Source organism: Streptomyces sp. NPDC048514, assembly GCF_043199955.1.
Lineage (GTDB): Bacteria > Actinomycetota > Actinomycetes > Streptomycetales > Streptomycetaceae > Streptomyces.
Window position 1 is genome coordinate 693,389 of record NZ_JBICWT010000001.1, and the last position, 20,858, is coordinate 714,246.

The window sequence follows — 20,858 nt, forward strand, 5'->3', positions numbered from 1 at the left end:
GGGCGCGAGGCGGCGGATCCCGTTGCGTAAGAGGCTGCTGGTCCGGCTGCTGTTCGTGTCGGCGCTGATCGCCGTCTGCTCGGTGGCGGCCACCGCCTGGCTCGCGGTGACGACCACCACCAGGGCGCTGAAGGAGGAGCAGGGCCAGGACCTGGCCGCCGACAACAGCATCCTCGCCGAACTCAGCGGCTACGCCGCCACCCACTCCGACTGGGCGGACGTCCGCCGCACCGTCCAGGCGCTGGCGGCGAGAACGGGCCGCCGGATCGCGCTCACCACCGCGGACCGCACCTTCGTCGCCGATTCGGCGCCGCGCGGCACCCCGCTGCCGCCCCGGCCCGCCGCCTCCGTCGATCCACTGCGCACCGACACCTACACCGAGTCCGGGGCCCAGCTCAGTGGTATCGACCCGCGCGTGGTGGGCCCCTACCGGCTGCCGGCACCGGAACGCGCGAAGCTGGAGGCGCTGGCCGCCAGGCGCGAGCGGTGCTACGGGCGCTACGGCCTGCAGACCGCACGGGTGACGACCGCGAGCGGGCGGCCGGTGGTCACCACCGCGGACGGCGCCGATCCGGCGGGCTACGCCACGGTGTGCGAGGACGGACGGCTCAACATGCCCACGCCCACCGAGCAGAAAGCCCTGGGCACACTGTCCGACCTCGCCCGGCCGTGTCTGAAAGGGGCCGGAGTGGGCCTCGACGGGCGCCTGTTCCTCACCTACGACCCCGGCGACAGGAACTCCTTCAACGGCAGTCACCTGCTCGCCAAGTACCTCGGGGCGAACAAGGGCCCGGTCGCCCGGAGCGCCGAGCACTGCGTCCTGACCGCCCGCCGTACCCAGCTCGAACCGTACGTCGCCCCGGCCGCCGAGCTGTTCCTCGGCATCGGGGACCAGAATCCCTCCCGCTTCGACATGTCCCCGGGCAACAAGGCCAAGGTCGTCGGCGTGGCCGGTCTGGTCCTCGCCGTCACGGTCGCCGTCGCCGCCGTCGTCGCCATCCGGCTGGTCCGGCCCCTGCGCGCGCTGACCGAGGCCGCCGGGGCGCCGCCCGAGCTGCACGTGCGGGTACCCGTGACCACCCGGGACGAGACCGGCATCCTGGCGGAGGCGTTCAACGACCTGGCCGAGCGCCGCGAGCGGCTGGAGGCCCAGCGCAAGGCGATGGTCAGCGACATCGCGCACGAGCTGCGCAGCCCGCTGACGAACATCCGCGGCTGGCTGGAGGTCGTGCGGGACGGCGTCGTCGAACCCGACCCGGCCCTGCTGGACTCCCTGCACGAGGAGGCACTCGTCCTGCAGCGGATCATCGACGACCTGCAGGATCTGGCCGCCGCCGACGCCGGCACCCTGCGGCTGCACCGCGAGCCGCTGCGGGCCGGCGACCTGCTGGAGCAGGTGGCCGCGGCCCATCGCGTCGCCGCCGACGGCGCCGGGGTCGTGCTCGGCATCGAGGCCGACCCCGCCGCCTGGCTGGAAGCCGATCCGGTGCGGATGCGGCAGGCCCTCGGGAATCTGGTCTCCAACGCGCTGCGGCACACCCCCGCCGCCGGCACCGTCACACTCGCCGCCCGCCGGGCGGGCGAGGACGTGGTCCTCACGGTCGCCGACACCGGCTCGGGCATCGCCGCCGAGGACCTGCCGCACGTGTTCGACCGTTTCTGGCGGGCGGAGAAGTCCCGCAGCCGCCGCACCGGAGGCAGCGGCCTGGGGCTGGCGATCGTCCGCCAACTGGTGGCCGCCCACGGCGGTACGGCCGAGGCCGTGAGCGAGCCCGGCGAGGGAGCGGCCCTCACCCTGCGGCTGCCGGCCGGGCGCCCGCGACACGAGGAGCCGCGACACGAGGAGCTTTGAGACCGCGGGCAAGCGGCCCGGTTCGGGGGCGCTCCGCGGGCGCCCGGTCGCGCGGCACCGCCGGGGAAGGTCACGGCGTCGGCACGACGCACCTCCGGTGCCGGGTCAGCCGGAGCGCGGCCGGGACCGTGCGCGGCGGCGCAGCGCACGGCGCTCCAGTTCGGTCGTACCGCCCCAGACGCCGATGCTCTGGCCCGTCTCCAGCGCCCAGTCGAGGCACTGTTCCCGGACCGGGCAGTCCCCGCACACCGCCTTCGCCTGCTGGGCCTGCACCTGGGCGGGGCCGGTCGTGCCGATCGGGAAGAACAGATCGGGGTCCTCGTGACGGCACGCGGCATGTTCGCGCCAGTTGTCCATCGAAGTCTCCTGGGGTCGGATCGGAGTCGTTCCTGTCGTGTCGCATGCGTTCCGTGGGTTCGGGTGACCGGCGTGGACGCCGTGAAACGAGGCAACGGCGCCGAATCGGGCGACGTTCGCGATCCGCCCGCCGCCGTGGACCGGCCCGCGGGGGAGTCGTACGTGGTCAACAGGCCGGTGAACGGGACCCGATGACCCGGTGGCCGGCGGCCGGCGGGCGGGGCGGGCGGAACCGAAGGCCCGGCAGGGCAACGGGCCGGGAAGCCGGACGCGACGGCCCGGCAGGGCAACGGGCCGGGAAGCCGGACGCGATGGCCCGGATGCCGGGCCGGCATCCTCGATCGCCCACCGCAGGCGGGGAGTTGCGGAGCCGGTCGGACCGGCGCCGGCCCGCCGGCGAGGCGGCCCGGTGTCAGCGGCGCAGCGCCTGGGCCGCCGTCGCCGTCACCGCGTCGGCCAGCGCCGCGAGGGCGGGAGAGTCGAGCTTCCACTGCTGCCAGTACAGCCTGACGTCCGCCCACCGGCCCGGTGCGATCAGGGCCAGCCGTCCCTCGGCCAGCAGCGGGCCGGCCTGGGCCTCGGGCACCATGCCCCAGCCGAGCCCGGCGGCGACCGCGTCCACGAAACCTTCCGAGGTGGGCACGAAGTGCCGTACCGGACCGGCGTGCCCGCCGCCCAGCCGGCGGACGAAGCCGTCCTGGAAGTCGTCCTTGCGGTCGAAGGCGACGACGGGCGCGCGGGGGAGCGCCTCAGGCAGCGGCGGTCCGGCCAGGTGCGTCCGGGCGAACTCCGGTGCGGCCACCGGCAGATAGCGCATCTGGCCCAGTGGCCGGACCGTGCAGCCGGGCACCGGATCGGCCGAGGAGGTCACCGCCGCCATCACCAGCCCCTCACGGAGCAGGGCGGCCGTATGGTCCTCGTCCTCCCGGTGCAGTTCGAAGCAGAGCCCCGTCACCCGGGTCAGGGCCGGCAGGAACCAGGTCGCCAGCGAGTCGGCGTTCACCGCGACCGGCACCCGCGTCGGCTCCCCGGCGCCGCTCAGCCCCAGCTCGCCCCACGCGTCCCGCTCCAGCCGGGCGAGCTGCCGGGCGAAGCGCACCAGCACAGCGCCGGACTCCGTGGGCCGCACCGGCTTGGTGCGCTGGAGCAGTACCCGGCCGGTGCGCTGTTCGAGGGCCTTGACCCGCTGGCTGACCGCGGACGGCGTCACGTGCAGGGCCGCGGCGGCCGCGTCGAAGGTGCCCTCGTCGACCACGGCGAGCAGCGTCCGTACCTGTTCCAGAGGAAGCTCCGTCATCACGCGTGCTAAGGGTACGTAAAAATCTTTAGCTGTACTTGCGCGTCTCCCCTGCCTAGCGTCGAGCGCATGAACCAAGCCCTGACCACCGCGGTCGCCGGATTCGGCACCGGCCTCTCCCTGATCGTCGCCATCGGCGCGCAGAACGCCTTCGTCCTGCGCCAGGGAGTGCGCCGGGACGCCGTCCTCGCCGTGGTCGGCATCTGCGCCCTGTCCGACGCGCTGCTCATCGCGCTCGGGGTCGGCGGGGTGGGGGCGATCGTGGTGGCCTGGCCGGGCGCGGTCAGGGCGGTCGGGATCGTCGGCGGCGCCTTCCTGCTCTGTTACGGCGCCCTCGCCGCCCGCCGGGTGCTGCGGCCCGGGGCCGGGCTGCGTGCCGAGGGCGAGACGGCCGGCTCCCGCGGACGCGCGGTTCTCACCTGCCTCGCGATGACCTGGCTCAACCCGCACGTCTACCTGGACACCGTGTTCCTGCTCGGCTCCCTGGCCGCCGACCGAGGCCCGCTGCGCTGGACCTTCGGCCTGGGCGCCGCCCTCGCCAGCCTGTGCTGGTTCGCCGCGCTGGGCTTCGGTGCCCGGCTGCTCGGCCGGTTCCTGGCCCGGCCCGCCGCCTGGCGGGTCCTGGACGGCCTGGTCGCCGTCACCATGCTGGCCTTCGGTGCCATGCTCGTCGCCGGATCCTGAGACACCCCCCTTCAGCGTGCACGGAGATCACTGGAATAGTCAGCTCGCGAAGCGAAGGATGTAACGAGCAACCAGGACACCCGTGGACACGAGCGAGACCGGCAACACCGACATCGACGTACCGGCGGCCGAGGCCCCGCCCCGGCGCGGCTGGCGTCACTGGGCGATGGACACCCGCCCGCTGCGCGTCCCCGCCTACCGGCGCCTGTGGTCGTCGACCATCGTCACCGCCGTGGGCAGCCAGCTCACCGCGGTCGCGGTGCCCAAGCAGATCTACGACATCACGCACTCGTCGGCCTGGGTCGGCTACGCGAGCCTCGCCGGACTCGTGCCCATGGTGGCGTTCGCGCTGTGGGGCGGGGCGGTCGCCGACACGGTGGACCGCCGCAAGCTGCTGCTGGTCACCAACACCGGTATCGCGGTGACCTCGCTGCTGTTCTGGGCACAGGCCGTCACCGGTCTCGACTCGGTCGTGGTCCTGATGGTCCTGCTCGCGCTGCAGCAGGCGTTCTTCGGTCTCAACGCCCCGGCGCGCAACGCCTCCATCGCGCGTCTGGTCCCCGCAGAGCAGCTGGCCGCCGCCAACGCGCTCGGCTCCACGGTGACCCAGACCGGACTGGTGGCGGGCCCGCTCCTGGCCGGGGCGCTCATCCCGGTCATCGGGCTGCCCGAGCTGTACCTCGCCGACGCCGTGGCACTGTGCGCGACCGTGTGGGCCGTCTTCCGGCTGCCCGCGCTGCCACCGCTCGGCGGGACCTCGGGACGCCGGGCCGGGCTGCGGGCGATCGCGGCCGGTTTCCGGTACATCGCCGGCCACAAGGTGCTGCTGCTGTCCTTCCTCGCCGACATCGTCGCCATGGTGTTCGGCATGCCCAGGGCGCTGTTCCCGCAGCTCGCCGCGGAGACGTACGACTCCTGGGGCGAAGGCCTCGCGCTCGGTGTGCTGTTCGCCGGCATCCCGGTCGGCGCGGTGCTCGGCGGCCTGTTCTCGGGGGTGTTCTCCCGGGCCCGCCGGCACGGGTGGATGGTCATCGGCGCGGTCGTCGGCTGGGGCGTGGCCGTCACCGGGTTCGCGCTGAGCGGCAACCTCTGGCTCGCGCTGGCCTTCCTCGCCGCGGCCGGTGTCGCCGACATGGTCTCGATGGTGTTCCGGGGCGCGATCCTGCTGTCGGCCGCGACCGACGAGATGCGCGGACGGATGCAGGGGGTGTTCACGGTCGTCGTCGCGGGCGGCCCGCGGCTGGCCGACGTGCTGCACGGCACCGCCGGCTCCGCCTTCGGGCCGAGGGCCGCCGTGGCAGGCGGCGGTGCCCTGGTCGTCGTGGTGATGCTGACCCTCGCCCTCTCCGTCCCCGCACTGCGCCGCTACCGCATCTGACCCCTGCGGCGGACCGCATCTGACCCCTGCGGCGGACCGCATCTGACCCCTGGGGGGGGGACCGCGTGCGGCCCGCTGCGGCGGACCCCGCGCCGCTCCCGCGTCCGCCCGCTACAGCGGGCCGCTGCGCCGCCGGATCGCGTACTGGTCCATCAGCTTGCCGCGGGTCACCTCCAGCCGGCTGGCGAGGACCTCCGCCACCGTCCGGACCAGGGAGAGGCCGAGCAAGGGGTCCTCCACGCACAGCGCGAGCACGGCGGGCCCGTCGAACTCGTAGCCCCGCACGTTGCTGAACGCCACCGCTCCGAAGTCCCAGCGGTACGGCGGGAACAGCCAGGACCAGCCGAGCAGGTCGCCCGCGCCCAGCGTCGCCACGGTCACCCGCTGCCGCGAGGTGACCTCCTGGTCCAGGTGGACCGCGCCCGACCGGATCACCCAGAACCGGTCGGCCGTGCCGCCGGCCTCGAAGATCCGGGTGTCCTCCGCGAAGGAGACTTCCTTGGCCAGTTCCATGAGGCGCTCGCGCTGCGCCTGGGGCAGCGCCGTGAGCAGTTTGATCGCTTTGGTCATGGCGCGGGCTCCTCGCCGGCAGCGTTTCGGGTGCTGTGCTCACACCCATTTCAGCCGCTGCGCTCGCCCCGGGCACCTCGAAGGACGCGGATCTCCCCGTCCCCGGCCGGTTCGGGGCAAGAAGAAGCCCTGGCTGGACGGGGGAGACCAGCCAGGGCCGTGTGTGGGTGACGCTGTGGAGGACGGAAGAACGGTTCCGGGCCGCTCCGGCATCACGTATGTATGAACGATAAACCATTTTGCCCGCCTTCGGGAACCCGAAAGCGAGTCAAGTGACCCGTTTCACTCCTTACGTCGCCGGCGGCGGCCCACCCGGCCGGGTGATCTCGTCCAGGACGCACCGCACCGCCTCGTATGCCTGCGCCCGGCCCGCCGCCTCCCGCGCGCCCTCCGGATCCGTCGCCGTCAGGCTCTGCGCGCGCTCCCGACAGGCCCGCTCCTCCTCGGCCGCGCGCTCCCGGCCCCGCTGGATCCGCCTCAGCAACTCGTCCGCGTCCACCACTTCGCTCATACCGGACGGATACCCGGCCGCGCCGCGGTGATGGCACCGGCTCCGACGGTGTTTGGCACCGCCGTGACGGGTCAGCCGAACCAGGAGAGAACCAGTCGTACCGGGCACCACTCAGGGAGGACAGGGATGCGTGACGAGCCCCGGACCAGCTCCCCGGCGATACTGCGGGAACCGCGCCACCGGCTGCCCCGCCGGCCGGCCGACGCCCGCAGAGCGGTCCGGAGCGTCGTGTCCGAAGGATGCCGGAGCCGCGCCCTCGCGTGCGCGCCCGAGGCCATGGAGGACGCCTTGCTGGTCACCTCGGAACTGGCCACCAACGCCCTGATGCACGGCGGCGGGATCACCGGCTTCGACGTCGACGTCGACTCCGGCGGGGTCCGCGTGTCGGTGAGCGACCGCAGCCACGAGATGCCGGTGGCCCTCGCGCCCAGGGACGAGTACGGCCGATCCCGGCCCGGCGGCCGCGGGTGGCCCATCGTCTGCCGGCTCGCACGGGACGTCGAAGTGGCGGAGCTGCCCTGCGGCGGCAAGCGCATCACGGCCGTCGTCGCCCTGATATGAAGCGGTTTCCGAAGTTCCGGTCCCGGGCGTTTGGGCCCGGGACCGAAGGGCAGACGGAATCTCGTGCTTCGGACCGGAGGCGCGCGCCCAGCGGGGAGCAGTACCGCTGCCGAGGCCGCCTGCCGGCGGGCCGGGCGGTTTCCCCGCGGCCAACCCTGACACCACCGTTCGGGCCAGGGCCCGGAACCTCGGTTCCCCCCGTGCCCTGAAACCACGTTCAGGAGCGATTCCGCATGCTGACAGATATGTCGACAAGCCGTCCCGGCACGCCCGCCACCACCTCCGCCGAACCCCCGCGGCGGAGCCATGACGACGCCCCCGACACCGTGGAGCTGTTCTCCCGGCTCGCGGAACTGGAGGACGGTACCGAGCGGGACGCCGTACGCGACGAACTCGTCACCGCCTGGCTGCCCATGGCCCACCGGATCGCCGGGCGGTTCCGCGACCGCGGTGAGTCCGTCGAGGACCTGCGCCAGGTCGCCGCGCTCGGGCTGGTGAAGGCGATCGACCGGTTCGACCCCGCACGCGGGGCGTTCGAGAGTTATGCCGTGCCGACCATAACCGGCGAGGTCAAGCGGCACTTCCGCGACCGCATGTGGGCTCTGCGGGTGCCGCGCCGGGTGCAGGAACTGCGCAACCGGGTGCGGGTGGCCCGCCGGGAACTGACCCAGAACCCCGGCAGCCCCGAGCCCACCGTCGCCGCCGTCGCCGCGCACACCGGGCTCAGCGAGGAGGAGGTGTCCGCGGGCCTGGAGGCGCTGGAGAGCTTCAGCACCCTGTCGCTGGACGCTGAACTCTCCACCGACGACGACGGCTACAGCCTGGCCGACACTTTGGGCGCGTCGGACACCTCCTACGACGTCGTCGTCGACCGGGAGGCCGCCAAGGAGGGCCTGCGCCGGCTGCCCGAGCGTGAGCGGGCGATCCTCTACATGCGCTTCTTCGAGGACATGACGCAGAGCCGGATCGCCGACCGGCTCGGCATCTCCCAGATGCACGTGTCGAGGCTGATCAGCCGCAGCTGCGCCCGCGTCCGCGACGAGGCGATGGGCCGGCGCACGGACGGACACACCTGAAGGGCTCGCGCCGTCATCTCTTCGGCTGTGCCGCCGCCGTCCCGGCCCCCAGCGGGCGGGCCAGACCCGAGACGGCCTCGTCCAGGCGCTGCAGATGGCGCAGCACCCGGTCGGTCACCCGGCCGTAGCGCGGGGTGCGCAGGGTTCCCGGCTCCAGCATCGAGGCGATGCTGGAGCCGGTCTCGATCTCGGCCGTCGACCGCGGATCGGCCACGTGCGCCGCGATCGCGTCGATGTTGTGCACGATCCGCCCGCAGGCCCCGCGCAGCCGCGGATCCGCCGCGATCGACGGGTGCGTCGGCAGCAGTTCGGCCGTGGCGGCGAGCGAACGCGCATGGTAGGCGCAGGTCTCCAGCAGCGCCACCACGTACCTGGCGGTGTCCCGGCGGGAGCGCAGCGGCGTGATCGGATGGGTGAGCGGCTGCGTGGCCGCGCGCAGATCGGCCAGCGCCTGGTCCAGTTCGCGCGCCCGCTCCACCAGATCGGTCCCCGCCCCGCCGCTCAGCTGGTCCACGGCCGCCCGGGTCACCTCACCGAGCCGCTCCAGGACCGCGCCGAGCAGCTCGTTGGTGCGCCGGTCGGTGTGGATCGGCAGCACCACCGCCGCCGCGACCACCCCGCAGGCCGCGCCCAGCGCCGTCTCCTCCACGCGCAACACCAGCACCGCCGCGGTGTAGGTGTGCAGCAGCGTGTAGAGCAGTCCCAGCATCGCCGTGACGAAGAACGACATCAGCGTGTACGACAGGGGTGCCGTGTAGAACATCGCGAAGACGAACAGCAGCACCAGCCCGAACGCCGTCCACGTGTGGTGCCCGACCAGCCCGGCGAGCCCGATGCCGGCCACCACACCGAGGACCGTGCCCAGCAGCCGCCGGTAGCCCTTCACCAGGATCTCCCCGGTGGAGGCGGTGTTGATGAACACGATCCAGCAGGTCAGCACGGCCCAGTACCAGCGCTGCGCGGACAGCAGCTCGCCACCGGCGATGGCCAGGGCGGAGCCGACGGCGACCTGCACCGCCGCCCGGGTGGTGGGCCGCTTCAGACCGGACGGCTCCGCCTCCTCGGGCTCGCTCTCCTCGCTGACCTCGATCGCGGCGTCCTCGGCCTCCAGCTCCTCGCGGGAGCGGGCCGTGGCCGGGCTGTCGTCGGACTCGTCCTGCGGCCCCTCCAGCGCGGTCCGCAGCCCGAGCACGGCCCGGGCCGCCTCGCCGAGTCCGCGGAACACGTCCTGCACGGCCGCGGAGGACCGCGGCAGGTTCTCCTCCTCCCGGTAGCCCAGCAGCCGGTTGCGCACCTGCGCCAGTGCCGTCCCCGACGCCTCGCCGAGCGGCCGCTGCACGAGCAGCCGCAGGGCCTCGAGGTCCCGGCGCAGCACGGCGGTCGCCTCGTCCCGCACCGGCAGCGCACCGCCGGCCGGCAGGGGAGCGCCCGGCAGATGCAGGGTGAGGGTGTCGGTCCGCTCCGCACTGCGCGCCGTGAGCAGCAGCAGCCCGAGCCGCTCGGCGGCGATCTCCGCGTCCGCGATCCGGCGCTGCAGCAGCCGCGCCGTCGCCTCGTCGGAGGTGCCGTCCTCCAGCCGGCCCTGGATCATCAGCGCCGTCTCGTGCAGCCGGGCGGTACGGGTGCGCAGGTCCTCCAGGACCTTGTCGACGTCCTCGGGACCGGCGTCCAGCAGCTCCACCTGACTGGCGATCAACTGGCCGAGCCGGGCGCGGAAGGCCCGCCGCAGCCTCTCGAGCGTGCCCGTCGGGGTCTGCGGCAGCAGCACGAAGCGGACGACGGCACTGCAGCCGAAGGCCACGGCGAGCACGCCGTACAGGGCGGGCAGTGTGGATGTCGACGCCTGCACGAACAGGGAGAGGAAGTAGACCTGGAACCCGATCAGGCCCAGCGCCGTTCCGCGGTCGCCGAACCGGCGGCCGTAGACGGCGCCGAAGATGAGGAGGACGAAGAACAGGTCGCCCACGACGACCCGTTGGTTCAGCAGCGCGCCCAAGGTCACCGAGGTGAGCGCCACGGGCAGGCCGAGCGCGAGGGTGCGGGCCTGCGCCGGGCGCTGTTTCTCCCGGATGGCGAAGGTCGAGACCATCGCCGCGATGGCGCCGGCCACCAACTGGGGCACCGGGACCCGCAACAGGCCCAGCAGGACCAGCGTGAGGGCGATCGCCGCGACCGTCCGCAGCCCGGCGGTGAGTCTCAGCAGGCCGGGATCGGACGCGGCGAGCCGGTCCCACGTCCGTGCCCAACCCGACCGCACCACTTCCCTCACGCCGCCGCGCTCTCTCCCGTGCCGGAAATCGATCTCCGACCCAGCATCGCACGACGCTCCGGTCAAGCGCCTTCGGCCAGGGTCGCCGCCACCAGTGCGTTGGCGTGCCCGTGCCCGAGGGCGTGCTCCGACTTGAGCCAGGCGACCAGTTCCATGTGCTTCGTCAGCGGCGAGGAACGGATCAGTTCCTGCCACTCGCCGATCGGACGGCCGTACTTCTTCTCGATCGAGGGGAAGTAGCTCGCGGGGCCCTTCACGGTCTTCTCGGTCATGCCGGTGTGTCCCATCCGTGTGACGGTCTGCCGATCACCGTAGAAGACCGCCGATCAGGTCGGGAATGATCGGCGGTCTTCCGGTGACGTCCGTCACATCACGGGTTCTCCGCGGTCCTGCCCTCGACCCGGGCCCGCACCTGCTCCGGCGTCAGATACGAATCCGTGTACTCGAAGTCCTTGAGCCGGGCCGGCTTGCGGGCCTGGAAGCCGGTGCGGACGAAATCGTCGCCCGCGACCGCGTTCAGCAGCCAGTTGGTCATCACCCGGGTCTTGGCGACGTTGGTGCGCAGCGCCGACCAGTGGTAGCCGCGGGCCACCGCCTGGGCGGCCAGCCCGCGCAGCTCGATGCCCAGCGGCTTGGACACCGCGTCCTTGCCGCCCAGGTCCACGACCAGGCCGAGGTCCTTGTGCACGTACGGTTCGAGCGGGCGGCCCTGCAGGGCCGCGATGACGTTGTCGGCGACCTTCCTGCCCTGGCGCATGGCGTGCTGCGCGGTGGGCGGGCACACCGCCCCCTCCTGGCCCTTGGCCTCGTCCGGCACGGCGGCCGCGTCCCCGAGCGCGAACACGCCGTCGTGGCCCGGCAGGCACATCTCGGTGGTGACCGCCAGCCGGCCGCGCACCGTCTCCGCGCCGAGCGTGGCGATCAGCGGGCTGGCCACCACACCGGCCGTCCAGATCAGCGTGTGCGTCGGCACCACCCGGCCGTCGGTGAAGGTGACCTCCTCCGCCCCGGCCTTGTCGATCGACACGCCCAGCGAGACGTCGACGCCGCGCCGCTTCAGGATCTCCGTCGCGCTGCGGCCCAGCTTGTCGCCCAGCTCCGGCATGAGTTTGGGCGCGATGTCGATCAGATGCCACTTGATCAGCCCAGGGTCCAGGCGCGGGTAGCGCTTCACGGCGGCGTGCGTGAGCCGTTGCAGACAGGCCGCGGTCTCCGTCCCGGCGTACCCGCCGCCGACGACGACGAACTGCAGCCGCGCGGCCCGCTCGGCGGGGTCGTCGCTGGCGTCGGCGAGGTCGAGCTGGGAGATGACGTGGTCGCGGATGTAGGCGGCCTCGGCGAGCGTCTTCATCCCGAAGGCGTGCTCGGTCAGACCCGGGATGTCGAAGGTGCGCGTGACGCTGCCCGGTGCCAGCACGATGTAGTCGTACGGCTCGTTGACGATCTTGTCGGTGATGGTGCGCACGATGCACACCTTGGCCTTGAGATCCACTCCGATCGCCCCGCCCGGGATGATCCGGGTGCGGTACTTCTTGCTGCGGCGCAGCGAGACGGCGATCGACTGCGGCGTGAGCACGCCGGAGGCGACCTGGGGCAGCAGGGGCAGATAGAGCTGGTAGGCGAACGGCGTCACCAGGGTGACGTCGGCCGCGTCGGGGGCGAGTTTCCGCTCCAGGCGGCGGACGCACTCCACTCCGGCGAAGCCTGCGCCAACCACCAGGATCCTGGGTCGTGTCACGGTGTTCATCCCTTTCTGCGGCTCCAGGCGGTCCGACTCGACGCCCTTCGCATGCCCTGGATCGCTCGGCACCAACATCGATCCCACCGTGGCCCGAGCGGTTCCGCCAGCGGGGTGCGGCAGGCAGCGGAACACAAGGGCACCTGCCTGCCCCGCCCGGAACGGAGTAACCGGCCGGCGCCCGCGTACACGTCGCACGCGCGGCGGACCGGCCGGCCCCTGCGTCACCAGGGCAGGAACACGTGGATGTCCTTGCCGCGGTCGTGGACGACGACGCTGACCTGGCTGCACAGCGTGTGCACCAGATGCCAGCCGATCCCGCCACCGCCGGTGCGCGGATGGAAGGGCCGCGGCTCCGGCCTGGTGGTACTCGTGTCGCGCATCGTCACGTGTACGCCGTCGAAGGTGCGGCGCATCCGCAGGGCGAACGGCCCCGGCGCGTACTGGATGACATTCGCGGCCAGTTCCGTCACGACCAGCAGGATGTCGTCCCAGTACTCGTGCGCGTCCGGCGGCGCCTCTCTGGACAGTGCGCACAGGTAGTCCTCCGCGGCCAGCCGCGCCTCCGTGACGTTGCGCAGCTCACCCGCGAAGGAGAACGTACGCTCGTACTTCTCCTCCGGGACAGGTGTGTCGTCCCAACGCGGCTCCGTCACCATCTCGCATTCCCCGCTCCCGGCCGGCGAGAGATTCCCGGGCCCCTTCCGCCAGGACGGTCGTCGTTGCTGATCTCTCCATGCGGCGGGTTCCCCACGCCGGGCAGGCTATCCGTCCGCCGGCCGATCGTCTCGGATCCGTCGTGCCACCCCTTCAGCGGAAGACGTCGTCCGGCTCGTCCCAGTCGGCCGGCTCGTGCGGGACCCGCCAGGACCGGGAGCGTGCCTCGTACATCGCCTCGATCTCGGCCGCGTAGTGCCGCACGATGGCATCCCGGCGCAGCTTCATGGACGGCGTGAGCAGCCCGTTGTCCGCCGCGAAGGGTTCCGGCAGGACACGGTAGACCCTGATGGACTCCGCCCGGGACACGGCACTGTTGGCCGAGGCCACGGCCCGGCCCAGCTCCTCGCGCAGGGCGTTCTCCTCCCGGCTCTCGCGGCCCGTCCCGTCCCCCCGCAGGGCCAGCGCCCTCCGCCAGTGCGCGAGGAACTCCGGGTCCAGGGTGATCAGGGCACCGACGCAGGGCCGGTCGTCACCGATCACCACCGCCTGGTGGACCAGCGGATGCATGCGCAGCCGCTGCTCCAGCGGGGCCGGGGCCACGCTCTTGCCCCCGCTGGTGACGATGATGTCCTTCTTGCGCCCGGTGATCGTCAGATAGCCCTCGGAGTCCAGCCGCCCGATGTCCCCGGTGGCCAGCCAGCCACCGCGCAGCGCGGCGCGCGTCGCCGCCTCGTCGCTGACATAGCCCTGGAAGACCGACGGCCCGTGCACCAGGATCTCCCCGTCGTCGGCCACCTGGATCTCGGTTCCCGGCAGCGGCCGGCCCACGGTCCCGGACTTCTCCCGGCCGAGCGGCTGCATGGTGATCCCGCCGGAGGCCTCGGTGAGCCCGTACCCGTCGTGCAGGTACACCCCGATGCCCTCGTAGAACAGGGACAGCTCGCGGCTGAGCGAGGAACCGCCGGAGGTACCGCGCAGGACACGGCCGCCGAGCGCCGCGCGCAGTCTGCGGTACACCGTCCGCTCGTACAGCGCGTGTTGCAGCCTGAGGTCGAGCCCCGGGCCCGCACCGCCGCCCAGCCGGCGCCGTTCCTCGGCCGCGGCGAAGTCCCGCGCGGTCCGCGCCGCCCGCTCGAACAGCGCACCCCGGTCCGCCTGTTCCGCCGCGCGCAGGAAATTCTTGTACAGCTTCTCGAAGACCGACGGCACGCCGTACAGGTACGTCGGCCGGAAGGTGGCCAGCGCGGACGCCAGAGCCGCCTCGGTCAGCTCCGGCTCGTGCGCCATCAGGGCACCGCCGCGCACACACGTCAGCATGATCATGAGGCCGTAGACGTGGGAGAACGGCAGAAACGCCAGTACGGAGGGCTGTTCGCCGGGCGGCGCCGCGGTGTGCGCCCACCCTGACAGCAGCGTGTCGCAGGGATGGGCCAGCCCACGGTGGCTCAGCGCACACCCCATCGGGCGGCCCGAGGTGCCGGAGGTGTAGACGACGGCCGCGGTGGCGTCCGGCAGCACGATCCGGCGCAGCGACTCCACGGTGGTGTACGGCACGCCCGCGCCCAGCTCGGCGAGTTCCGCCGACGCGCCGGCGTCGAACTGCCAGACGTACCGCAGTCTCGGCAGCCTCGTGCACACGGTGCCGATGGTCATGGCGCCCTGCTCGTCCTCGACCACCACCGCCACGCAGCCGGCGTCCCGCAGGATCCACTCGACCTGGTCGCGCGAGGAGCGCGGGTGGATCGGCACGACCTCGGCGCCCACAGCCCACAGCGCGTGGCTGAACACGGTCCACTCGTAGCGGGTGCGGGACATCAGGGCCACCCGGTGCCCGGGGGAGATCCCGGCGGCGATCAGACCCTTGGCCAGGTCGGTCACCTCGTCCCGTACCTCCACCGCCGTCACCTCCTCCCACCCGGTGGCGGCGGGACCCGTGCGGCGCGCGAGGAGCGGCAGGGCCGGGCTCCGGTCCGCGGTGTCGAAGAGGCTGTCGGCGAGACCGCCGGTGAGCGGCGGGGTGACGACTGGAGCGAGTGCGACGTCCCGCATGCGCTGCTCCCGGGTGTACGGAGGGTGACTCCGCCGACCGGCTCGGTGTCGGCGGTGCTCGAATGTAGCCCAGGTGAGCGCGTTCGGTGCCGGGAACGCGAAAGTCGTGATCGGCTGATGATCTGGCCGTGTCCTGGGGACTCGGCAGACATGACTCATGTGAACCCCGACCCGGAGCCCGAGCGCACCACCGGACTCGAGCCCGGCGGCGGAGTCCCGCCCGGCGAGACCCCGCCCGCCGAGAGCAGCCTGCCGGAGGCCGGGCCCCGGCAGCCGGATGCTCAGCGCAGAGGATGGGCCAAGGCACCGCTGACGATGATCCTCCTCCTCGTCGCCGTGATCGCGGCCTTCTTCCTCGTGTACGCCCTGGTGCTGATCCTGTGACGCGGCGCCCCGCCGATGGTGACCCGGTGACCGGCCCGCTCAGCCCTGGGTGAGCCGGACGCAGCCGGTGACCACGTCCCGCAGACTGCCGGCGCGCTCCAGCAGCCTGCGCTGCTCGACGGCTCCGTTGCCGCTGCGCAGCAGCTCCTCGACGGCGCTTTCGGCGCGGGCCGCGTCCCCGCTGCCGGTCAGCGCGTCCCCGGTGTGCTCCAGCAGGGAGCGCACCACCTGGCCGGCCGGCCGGGGCCGCATCGTCGCCGGATCCAGGAGGTCCCCGTCCAGACCGAACCGGGCGGCCTGCCAGTCGCCCATCCTGAGCAGACTCACGCTGTGCCCGGGCGCCGGCCGGCCCGCCCGCCAGTCGCGTGCGGCCGTCTCCACGAGGGCACGGCTCAGCGTCGCGATCAGCACGGCGGTGTCCGCGCACAGACACACGTCCGCGACCCGGATCTCCACCGTGGGGTAGCGGGCCGACACCCGCGCGTCGAAGTAGACCATGCCCTCGTCCAGGATGGCTCCGGTGTCGACCATGCCGGCCACCCGGCGGTGGTACTCCTCGGCGGACCCGAAGAGCTCCGTCGGGCCGGCCGAGGGCCAGCGGTTCCACACCCGGCTGCGGTAGCCGGCGTAGCCGGTGTCCTGGCCCTGCCAGAAGGGAGAGTTGGCACTGATCGCGCGGAGCACCGACAGCCACGGGCGGATGCGGTCGAGGACGGCGACGCCCTCCTCGTCGGACTCCACCGACACATGGACGTGGCAGCCGCACACGAGCTGCTCCCAGGTGGGGATCCCGTACCGCTCGGCCAGCCAGCGGTAGCGCTCGTTCATGCTGAGGGAGGGACTCACCGGCAGCGGTGAGGTGGCGAGCGCGGCGACCGCGCAGCCGATCTCGCCGGCGTGCCGGGCCGCCTCCTTGCGGCAGCGGACGATCTCCTCGCCGAGGTCCGTGAGGTCCGACTGCGGATGCGTGGCGAACTCCAGCATCTGCCCGAACAGCTCCTTCTCGAAGACCTCCTGGCCGGGATCGTCCTGGGCGGCCCGGGCGAGTACGGCCGCTGCCAGCGCCTTCGGATCACCACTGTCCGGATCGACCAGAAGGAGTTCCTCCTCCACACCGACGGTGCGCACGTGGTGCCGCCCTTCTGTCCATGCCACCAGGGGCATTCTCGGGTCTGTAGACCCCGAATGCCCCTGGTGCGGCCGCCGACACCTGCGGCCCTCAGCGCTGTGGAGCCACCCAGACCGTGGCGAGGGGCGGGAGCGTGAGACGCAGCGTCCCGTCGCTCTCCGGTTTCAGGGCGTCCCCGGTGCCGACCCCGCCGCCGCCGTAGCGGACGTCGTCGGTGTTCAGCACCTCCTGCCAGGAGGGATCATCGCCGGGCACCCACAGCCGGTAGTCGTGCCGGACGACGGGGGAGAAGTTCGACACCGCCAGCAACGGGGACCCCGCGTGGTCGAAGCGCAGGAACGCGAAGACGTTGTCGTCCGCCGCGTCGCACAGCACCCAGCGGAAGCCGCCCGGGTCCGTGTCCCGCTGCCACAGCGCCGGCGTCGCCCGGTAGCACCCGTTCAGGTCCCGCACGAGTTGCTGGACGCCGCGGTGGTCGCCCGCGGAGTGGTAGTCGTCGCCGAGCAGCCACCACTCTGGGCCGTGCGCCTCGGACCACTCGGCGCCCTGGGCGAACTCCTGCCCCATGAAGAGCAGTTGCTTGCCGGGGTGGGCCCACATGAAGCCGAGATAGGCGCGGTGGCCGGCCCGCCGCTGCCACCAGTCGCCGGGCATCTTCGACACCAGCGCCTGCTTGCCGTGCACCACCTCGTCGTGCGAGATGGGCAGCAGGTAGTTCTCGCTGTAGGCGTACACCATCGAGAACGTCATCTCGTCGTGGTGGTACTTGCGGTGCACCGGCTCCTTCTGGATGTACTGGAGGGAGTCGTGCATCCAGCCCATGTTCCACTTCAGCCCGAAGCCGAGCCCGCCGCCGTCCGTCGGCCGGGTGACGCCGTCCCAGGCGGTCGACTCCTCGGCGATCGTGACCACGCCGGGGCAGCGCCGGTAGACGGTGGCGTTCATCTCCTGCAGGAAGGCCACCGCGTCCAGGTCCTCCCGCCCGCCGAAGACGTTGGGCTCCCACTGGCCGGAGTCCCGCGAGTAGTCGAGGTAGAGCATGGAGGCGACGGCGTCCACGCGCAGCCCGTCGATGTGGAACTCCTGGCACCAGTACACGGCGTTGGCGACGAGGAAGTTGCGCACCTCGGTCCGGCCGTAGTCGAACTCGTAGGTGCCCCAGTCCGGATGCTCGGCCCGCCGCCAGTCCCCGGGCTCGTAGAGCGGGTCCCCGTCGAACCGGGCGAGTGCCCAGTCGTCCTTCGGGAAGTGCGCCGGCACCCAGTCCATGATGACGCCGAGGCCGGCCCGGTGCAGCGCGTCCACCAGGTGCCTGAAGTCGTCCGGCGACCCGAGCCGGGGTGTCGGCGCGTAGTAGGACGTGACCTGGTAGCCCCAGGAGCCGCTGAACGGATGCCCGGCGACCGGCATCAGCTCGACGTGGGTGAAGCCCATCTCCTTCACGTACGCGGGAAGTTCCTCCGCCAGCTGGCGATACGTCGCCCCCGGCCGCCAGGACGGCAGATGCACCTCGTACACGGAGAACGGGGACTCGTGCACGGGCGTGTCCCCGCGGTGCGCCATCCACTGCGCGTCCCCCCACTCGTAGCGCGAGGACGTCACGACCGACGCGGTGTCCGGCGGGACCTCCGTGCGCCGCGCCATCGGGTCGGCCTTCAGGAACCGGTGGCCGTGCCGGGAGGTGATCTCGAACTTGTACCGGGTGCCCTCGCCGATCCCGGGCAGGAACAGCTCCCACACCCCGGACGCGCCGAGCGAGCGCATCGGGTACTGCGTGCCGTCCCAGTACGTGAAGTCCCCGGCGACCCGGACGCCCTGGGCATTGGGCGCCCACACCGTGAAGCGGGTGCCGGCGACCCCCTGATGGGTCATCGGCTCGGCACCGAGCGCCCGCCACAGCTCCTCGTGGCGGCCCTCCCGGATCAGATGCAGGTCCAGCTCGCCGAGGGCGGGCAGGAAGCGGTACGGGTCCTGCACCTCCTGCTCGCCGTCGTCGTACTCCACCAGCAGCGTGTACGCCGGGACCTCGGGGTGGGCGAGCACGCCCGCGAAGAGTCCGCCGCCCTCCGACTCGAGCGCGGTGCGCACGCCGTCGGCCACGACGCTCACCGCCCGGGCGTTCGGGCGCAGCGCCCGGAACAGGGTGCCGCCCGGGACCGGGTGGGCGCCCAGCAGGGCGTGCGGATCGTGGTGGGCGCCGCCGAGCAGGCGGTCGCGGTCGGCGCCGTCCAGCGGGACCGCCACGGGCGGCACGGGGCCCGCGGCCTCGGGACGCGAGGTGTCGCGCAGTGCCATGACGTCAGCCTCCCCACACGGCGAGTCGTTTGATCGCCGCCATCGGTACCGGCAGCCAGTCCGGTCGGTGTCTCGCCTCGTACAGCACCTCGTAGACCGCCCTGTCCGTCTCGTGCGCGCGCAGCAGCGCGTGCTTCTTGCGTGGATCCCAGCCGGCACGGGCCGCGTAGCCCGCGCAGAACGCCTCCCGGCAGCGGCGCGCCCACTCGGGTCGCCAGGGGCGGCGCTGCCGGGCCGCGTAGTCGAAGGAGCGCAGCATGCCGGCCACGTCCCGCACCGGGGACTGCGGGGCCTGCCGCTCGGTGAGCGGCCGGGACGGCTCGCCCTCGAAGTCGATGACGAACCAGTCGCGACCGGCCCGCAGCACCTGCCCGAGGTGCAGATCGCCGTGGATGCGCTGGGCGGGCGGCCCGGTGTCGCACGTGGCGAGCGCCCCGAACGCGGCCTTCAGACCGGGCACGAAGGGCAGCAGCCCGGGTACGGCGTGCGCGGCGGCATCCAGTCGCGCGCACATCGCCTCGGCGGTACGGCCGTTCTCGCCCGGCCCGGCCGGCGGGAAGGCCTCGGCCAGCGCCAGGTGCACCTCGGCCATGGCCCGGCCCAGCTCCCGGGCCTCGGCGGTGAAGTCGTCACCGGCGGCGAGCGCCCGCAGGGCGAGCGTCCAGCCGTCGGTGGCGTCCGGCAGGAACGGCTGCAGGACGCCGAGCGTCGCCGGACGGGGCGCGCTCGTCCCGAACCAGGCCACCGGCGCGGGCACCCGGGTGCAGCCCTGGGCGGCCAGCGCGGCCGACACCTCGAGGTCCGGGTTGACGCCCGGCTGGATGCGCCGGAACACCTTGAGGATGTACGCGTCGCCGTACACGATCGAGGAGTTGGACTGCTCGGCGTCGAGCAGGCGCGGCGGCAGGCCTCCGGGCAGGTGCGCGGCCGGATCCGCGTCGAAGCGCAGCGGGCCCGCGGTGCCCGGCTGCCGCAGCCGCTCCAGCAGCAGATGGGCCGAGCGCGGGTCGTGCAGCGCGTCGTAGACCGCGAGCCCGGCCAGCGGCCCCTCGCTCGCCCGCCCGATGAACGCCCGCTCCAGCCGCGGCGCCAGGTGGTCGCGCAGCCCCAGCAGCAGCTGGTAGCAGTCGCCGGGCGGGGGAGTGCCGCCGGGCGTCGGCACGGGTGCGTGCGAGGCGTGCACCAGCAGGTGCAGACACCCGGGGAACAGCTCGGTCACGGACAGCACCGACAGATCGGTGACGGGCCGGTCCTTGCCGGCGAACCAGCGTTGCCTCGGCAACCACTCGCGCAACAGCGCGCCGAGCGAGATGAGCGGGCCGTCGACGCCGACGGCGGTTCTCGGTCGGGGAGTGATGGTCTTCGGCATGGTGACGCGTCCTTTCCTCGGCACCGAGCCTTCAGCGGCGGTGGCCGATGCGGGATGCGACTCGGGTGAGCCGGAACCAGTAGAAGCCGTGGCCCTGCAGGGTGAGCAGGTACGGCAGTTCGCCGATCGCCGGGAAGCGCACGCCGCCGATCAGCTCGACCGGGTGCCGGCCGTCGTAGGTCCGCAGATCGAGTTCGGTGGGTTGCGCGAAGCGGGAGAAGTTGTGGACGCAGAGCACGAGATCGTCCTCGTACTCGCGCAGGAAGGCGATCACCGCCGGGTTGGAGGACGGGAGTTCGGTGTAGGACCCGAGTCCGAAGGCGGGGTTCTGCTTGCGGATCTCGATCATGCGGCGGGTCCAGTGCAGCAGGCTGGCCGGCGAGGACATGGAGGCTTCCACGTTGGTGACCTGGTAGCCGTGGACCGGGTCCATGATCGTGGGGAGATAGAGGCGGCCCGGGTCGCACGTCGAGAAGCCGGCGTTGCGGTCGGGGGTCCACTGCATGGGGGTGCGGACCGCGTCGCGGTCGCCGAGCCAGATGTTGTCGCCCATGCCGATCTCGTCGCCGTAGTAGAGGATCGGTGAGCCGGGCAGGGAGAGCAGCAGGGCGGTGAACAGCTCGATCTGGTTGCGGTCGTTGTCGAGCAGGGGGGCGAGCCGGCGGCGGATGCCGATGTT

19 protein-coding genes are annotated in these 20,858 nt (G+C 72.8%); 6 read left to right on the top strand and 13 right to left on the bottom strand.

Annotated elements, in window-relative coordinates; all coding sequences use genetic code 11:
- Positions 1-22 precede the first annotated feature (22 nt).
- On the top strand, positions 23-1,852 hold the full coding sequence (locus ACGFT2_RS03010) for a sensor histidine kinase (RefSeq protein ID WP_393272852.1): 1,830 nt from the start codon (positions 23-25) through the stop codon (positions 1,850-1,852).
- Positions 1,853-1,957: 105 nt separating this feature from the next.
- On the opposite strand, the gene ACGFT2_RS03015 is transcribed toward ACGFT2_RS03010, so the two are convergent.
- Together ACGFT2_RS03015 and ACGFT2_RS03020 are read right to left on the bottom strand one after the other, a co-directional pair.
- The gene (locus tag ACGFT2_RS03015; RefSeq protein ID WP_353604338.1) at positions 1,958-2,209 is read right to left on the bottom strand and encodes a WhiB family transcriptional regulator; all 252 of its coding nucleotides are present in this window, start codon (positions 2,207-2,209) and stop codon (positions 1,958-1,960) included.
- 412 nt (positions 2,210-2,621) lie between these two features.
- The gene (locus ACGFT2_RS03020) at positions 2,622-3,509 is read right to left on the bottom strand and encodes a LysR family transcriptional regulator ArgP (protein ID WP_393272855.1); all 888 of its coding nucleotides are present in this window, start codon (positions 3,507-3,509) and stop codon (positions 2,622-2,624) included.
- 66 nt (positions 3,510-3,575) lie between these two features.
- Here ACGFT2_RS03020 and ACGFT2_RS03025 point away from each other — a divergent pair, with 66 nt between their 5' ends.
- Together ACGFT2_RS03025 and ACGFT2_RS03030 are read left to right on the top strand one after the other, a co-directional pair.
- On the top strand, positions 3,576-4,190 hold the full coding sequence (locus tag ACGFT2_RS03025) for a LysE/ArgO family amino acid transporter (RefSeq protein WP_393272857.1): 615 nt from the start codon (positions 3,576-3,578) through the stop codon (positions 4,188-4,190).
- An 82-nt stretch (positions 4,191-4,272) separates the two neighbouring features.
- On the top strand, positions 4,273-5,568 hold the full coding sequence (locus ACGFT2_RS03030; protein WP_393272859.1) for an MFS transporter: 1,296 nt from the start codon (positions 4,273-4,275) through the stop codon (positions 5,566-5,568).
- Positions 5,569-5,679: 111 nt separating this feature from the next.
- Here the strand turns inward: ACGFT2_RS03030 and ACGFT2_RS03035 are convergent, their stop codons facing one another.
- Both ACGFT2_RS03035 and ACGFT2_RS03040 read right to left on the bottom strand, forming a co-directional pair.
- Positions 5,680-6,138 carry a cyclic nucleotide-binding domain-containing protein gene (locus ACGFT2_RS03035; RefSeq protein WP_393272861.1) on the bottom strand — a complete coding sequence of 153 codons (459 nt, stop codon included), beginning with the start codon at positions 6,136-6,138 and terminating at the stop codon, positions 5,680-5,682.
- 289 nt (positions 6,139-6,427) lie between these two features.
- Complete coding sequence (locus tag ACGFT2_RS03040; RefSeq protein WP_393272863.1) at positions 6,428-6,649, bottom strand: hypothetical protein; 222 nt, start codon at positions 6,647-6,649, stop codon at positions 6,428-6,430.
- 126 nt (positions 6,650-6,775) lie between these two features.
- Here ACGFT2_RS03040 and ACGFT2_RS03045 point away from each other — a divergent pair, with 126 nt between their 5' ends.
- Positions 6,776-7,210, top strand: a complete 435-nt coding sequence (locus ACGFT2_RS03045) for an ATP-binding protein (RefSeq protein WP_393272865.1) — start codon at positions 6,776-6,778, stop codon at positions 7,208-7,210.
- Between the two features lie 233 nt (positions 7,211-7,443).
- Positions 7,444-8,286 carry a SigB/SigF/SigG family RNA polymerase sigma factor gene (locus ACGFT2_RS03050; protein ID WP_393272867.1) on the top strand — a complete coding sequence of 281 codons (843 nt, stop codon included), beginning with the start codon at positions 7,444-7,446 and terminating at the stop codon, positions 8,284-8,286.
- Between the two features lie 13 nt (positions 8,287-8,299).
- Here ACGFT2_RS03050 and ACGFT2_RS03055 read toward each other — a convergent pair whose 3' ends face one another.
- The 5 genes from ACGFT2_RS03055 to ACGFT2_RS03075 all read right to left on the bottom strand — a co-directional run bounded on the left by ACGFT2_RS03055 (position 8,300) and on the right by ACGFT2_RS03075 (position 15,002).
- Entirely contained in the window at positions 8,300-10,555 is a 2,256-nt protein-coding gene (locus ACGFT2_RS03055) for an FUSC family protein (RefSeq protein WP_393272869.1), read from the bottom strand.
- Between the two features lie 62 nt (positions 10,556-10,617).
- Complete coding sequence (locus tag ACGFT2_RS03060; protein WP_393272871.1) at positions 10,618-10,827, bottom strand: DUF4287 domain-containing protein; 210 nt, start codon at positions 10,825-10,827, stop codon at positions 10,618-10,620.
- Between the two features lie 98 nt (positions 10,828-10,925).
- On the bottom strand, positions 10,926-12,302 hold the full coding sequence (locus ACGFT2_RS03065) for an NAD(P)/FAD-dependent oxidoreductase (RefSeq protein WP_393272872.1): 1,377 nt from the start codon (positions 12,300-12,302) through the stop codon (positions 10,926-10,928).
- Between the two features lie 215 nt (positions 12,303-12,517).
- Positions 12,518-12,952, bottom strand: a complete 435-nt coding sequence (locus ACGFT2_RS03070; protein ID WP_393272874.1) for an ATP-binding protein — start codon at positions 12,950-12,952, stop codon at positions 12,518-12,520.
- 151 nt (positions 12,953-13,103) lie between these two features.
- Complete coding sequence (locus ACGFT2_RS03075; RefSeq protein ID WP_393272875.1) at positions 13,104-15,002, bottom strand: AMP-dependent synthetase/ligase; 1,899 nt, start codon at positions 15,000-15,002, stop codon at positions 13,104-13,106.
- Between the two features lie 150 nt (positions 15,003-15,152).
- On the opposite strand from ACGFT2_RS03075, the gene ACGFT2_RS03080 reads away from it, so the two are divergent.
- Positions 15,153-15,386, top strand: a complete 234-nt coding sequence (locus ACGFT2_RS03080) for a DUF6480 family protein (RefSeq protein ID WP_393272877.1) — start codon at positions 15,153-15,155, stop codon at positions 15,384-15,386.
- A gap of 39 nt (positions 15,387-15,425) precedes the next feature.
- On the opposite strand, the gene ACGFT2_RS03085 is transcribed toward ACGFT2_RS03080, so the two are convergent.
- The 4 genes from ACGFT2_RS03085 to ACGFT2_RS03100 all read right to left on the bottom strand — a co-directional run.
- Positions 15,426-16,514 (bottom strand): glutamate--cysteine ligase, encoded by a 1,089-nt coding sequence (locus ACGFT2_RS03085; protein WP_393272922.1) that lies wholly within the window; start codon positions 16,512-16,514, stop codon positions 15,426-15,428.
- Between the two features lie 91 nt (positions 16,515-16,605).
- Positions 16,606-18,810: a 1,4-alpha-glucan branching enzyme gene (gene glgB / locus ACGFT2_RS03090; protein WP_393272879.1), complete on the bottom strand. Its 2,205-nt coding sequence runs from the start codon at positions 18,808-18,810 to the stop codon at positions 16,606-16,608.
- Between the two features lie 4 nt (positions 18,811-18,814).
- Positions 18,815-20,179 (bottom strand): maltokinase, encoded by a 1,365-nt coding sequence (locus ACGFT2_RS03095; protein ID WP_393272880.1) that lies wholly within the window; start codon positions 20,177-20,179, stop codon positions 18,815-18,817.
- A 31-nt stretch (positions 20,180-20,210) separates the two neighbouring features.
- Positions 20,211-20,858 (bottom strand): alpha-glucosidase C-terminal domain-containing protein (locus tag ACGFT2_RS03100; protein WP_393272882.1); only part of this gene is annotated, 648 nt, incomplete at its 5' end.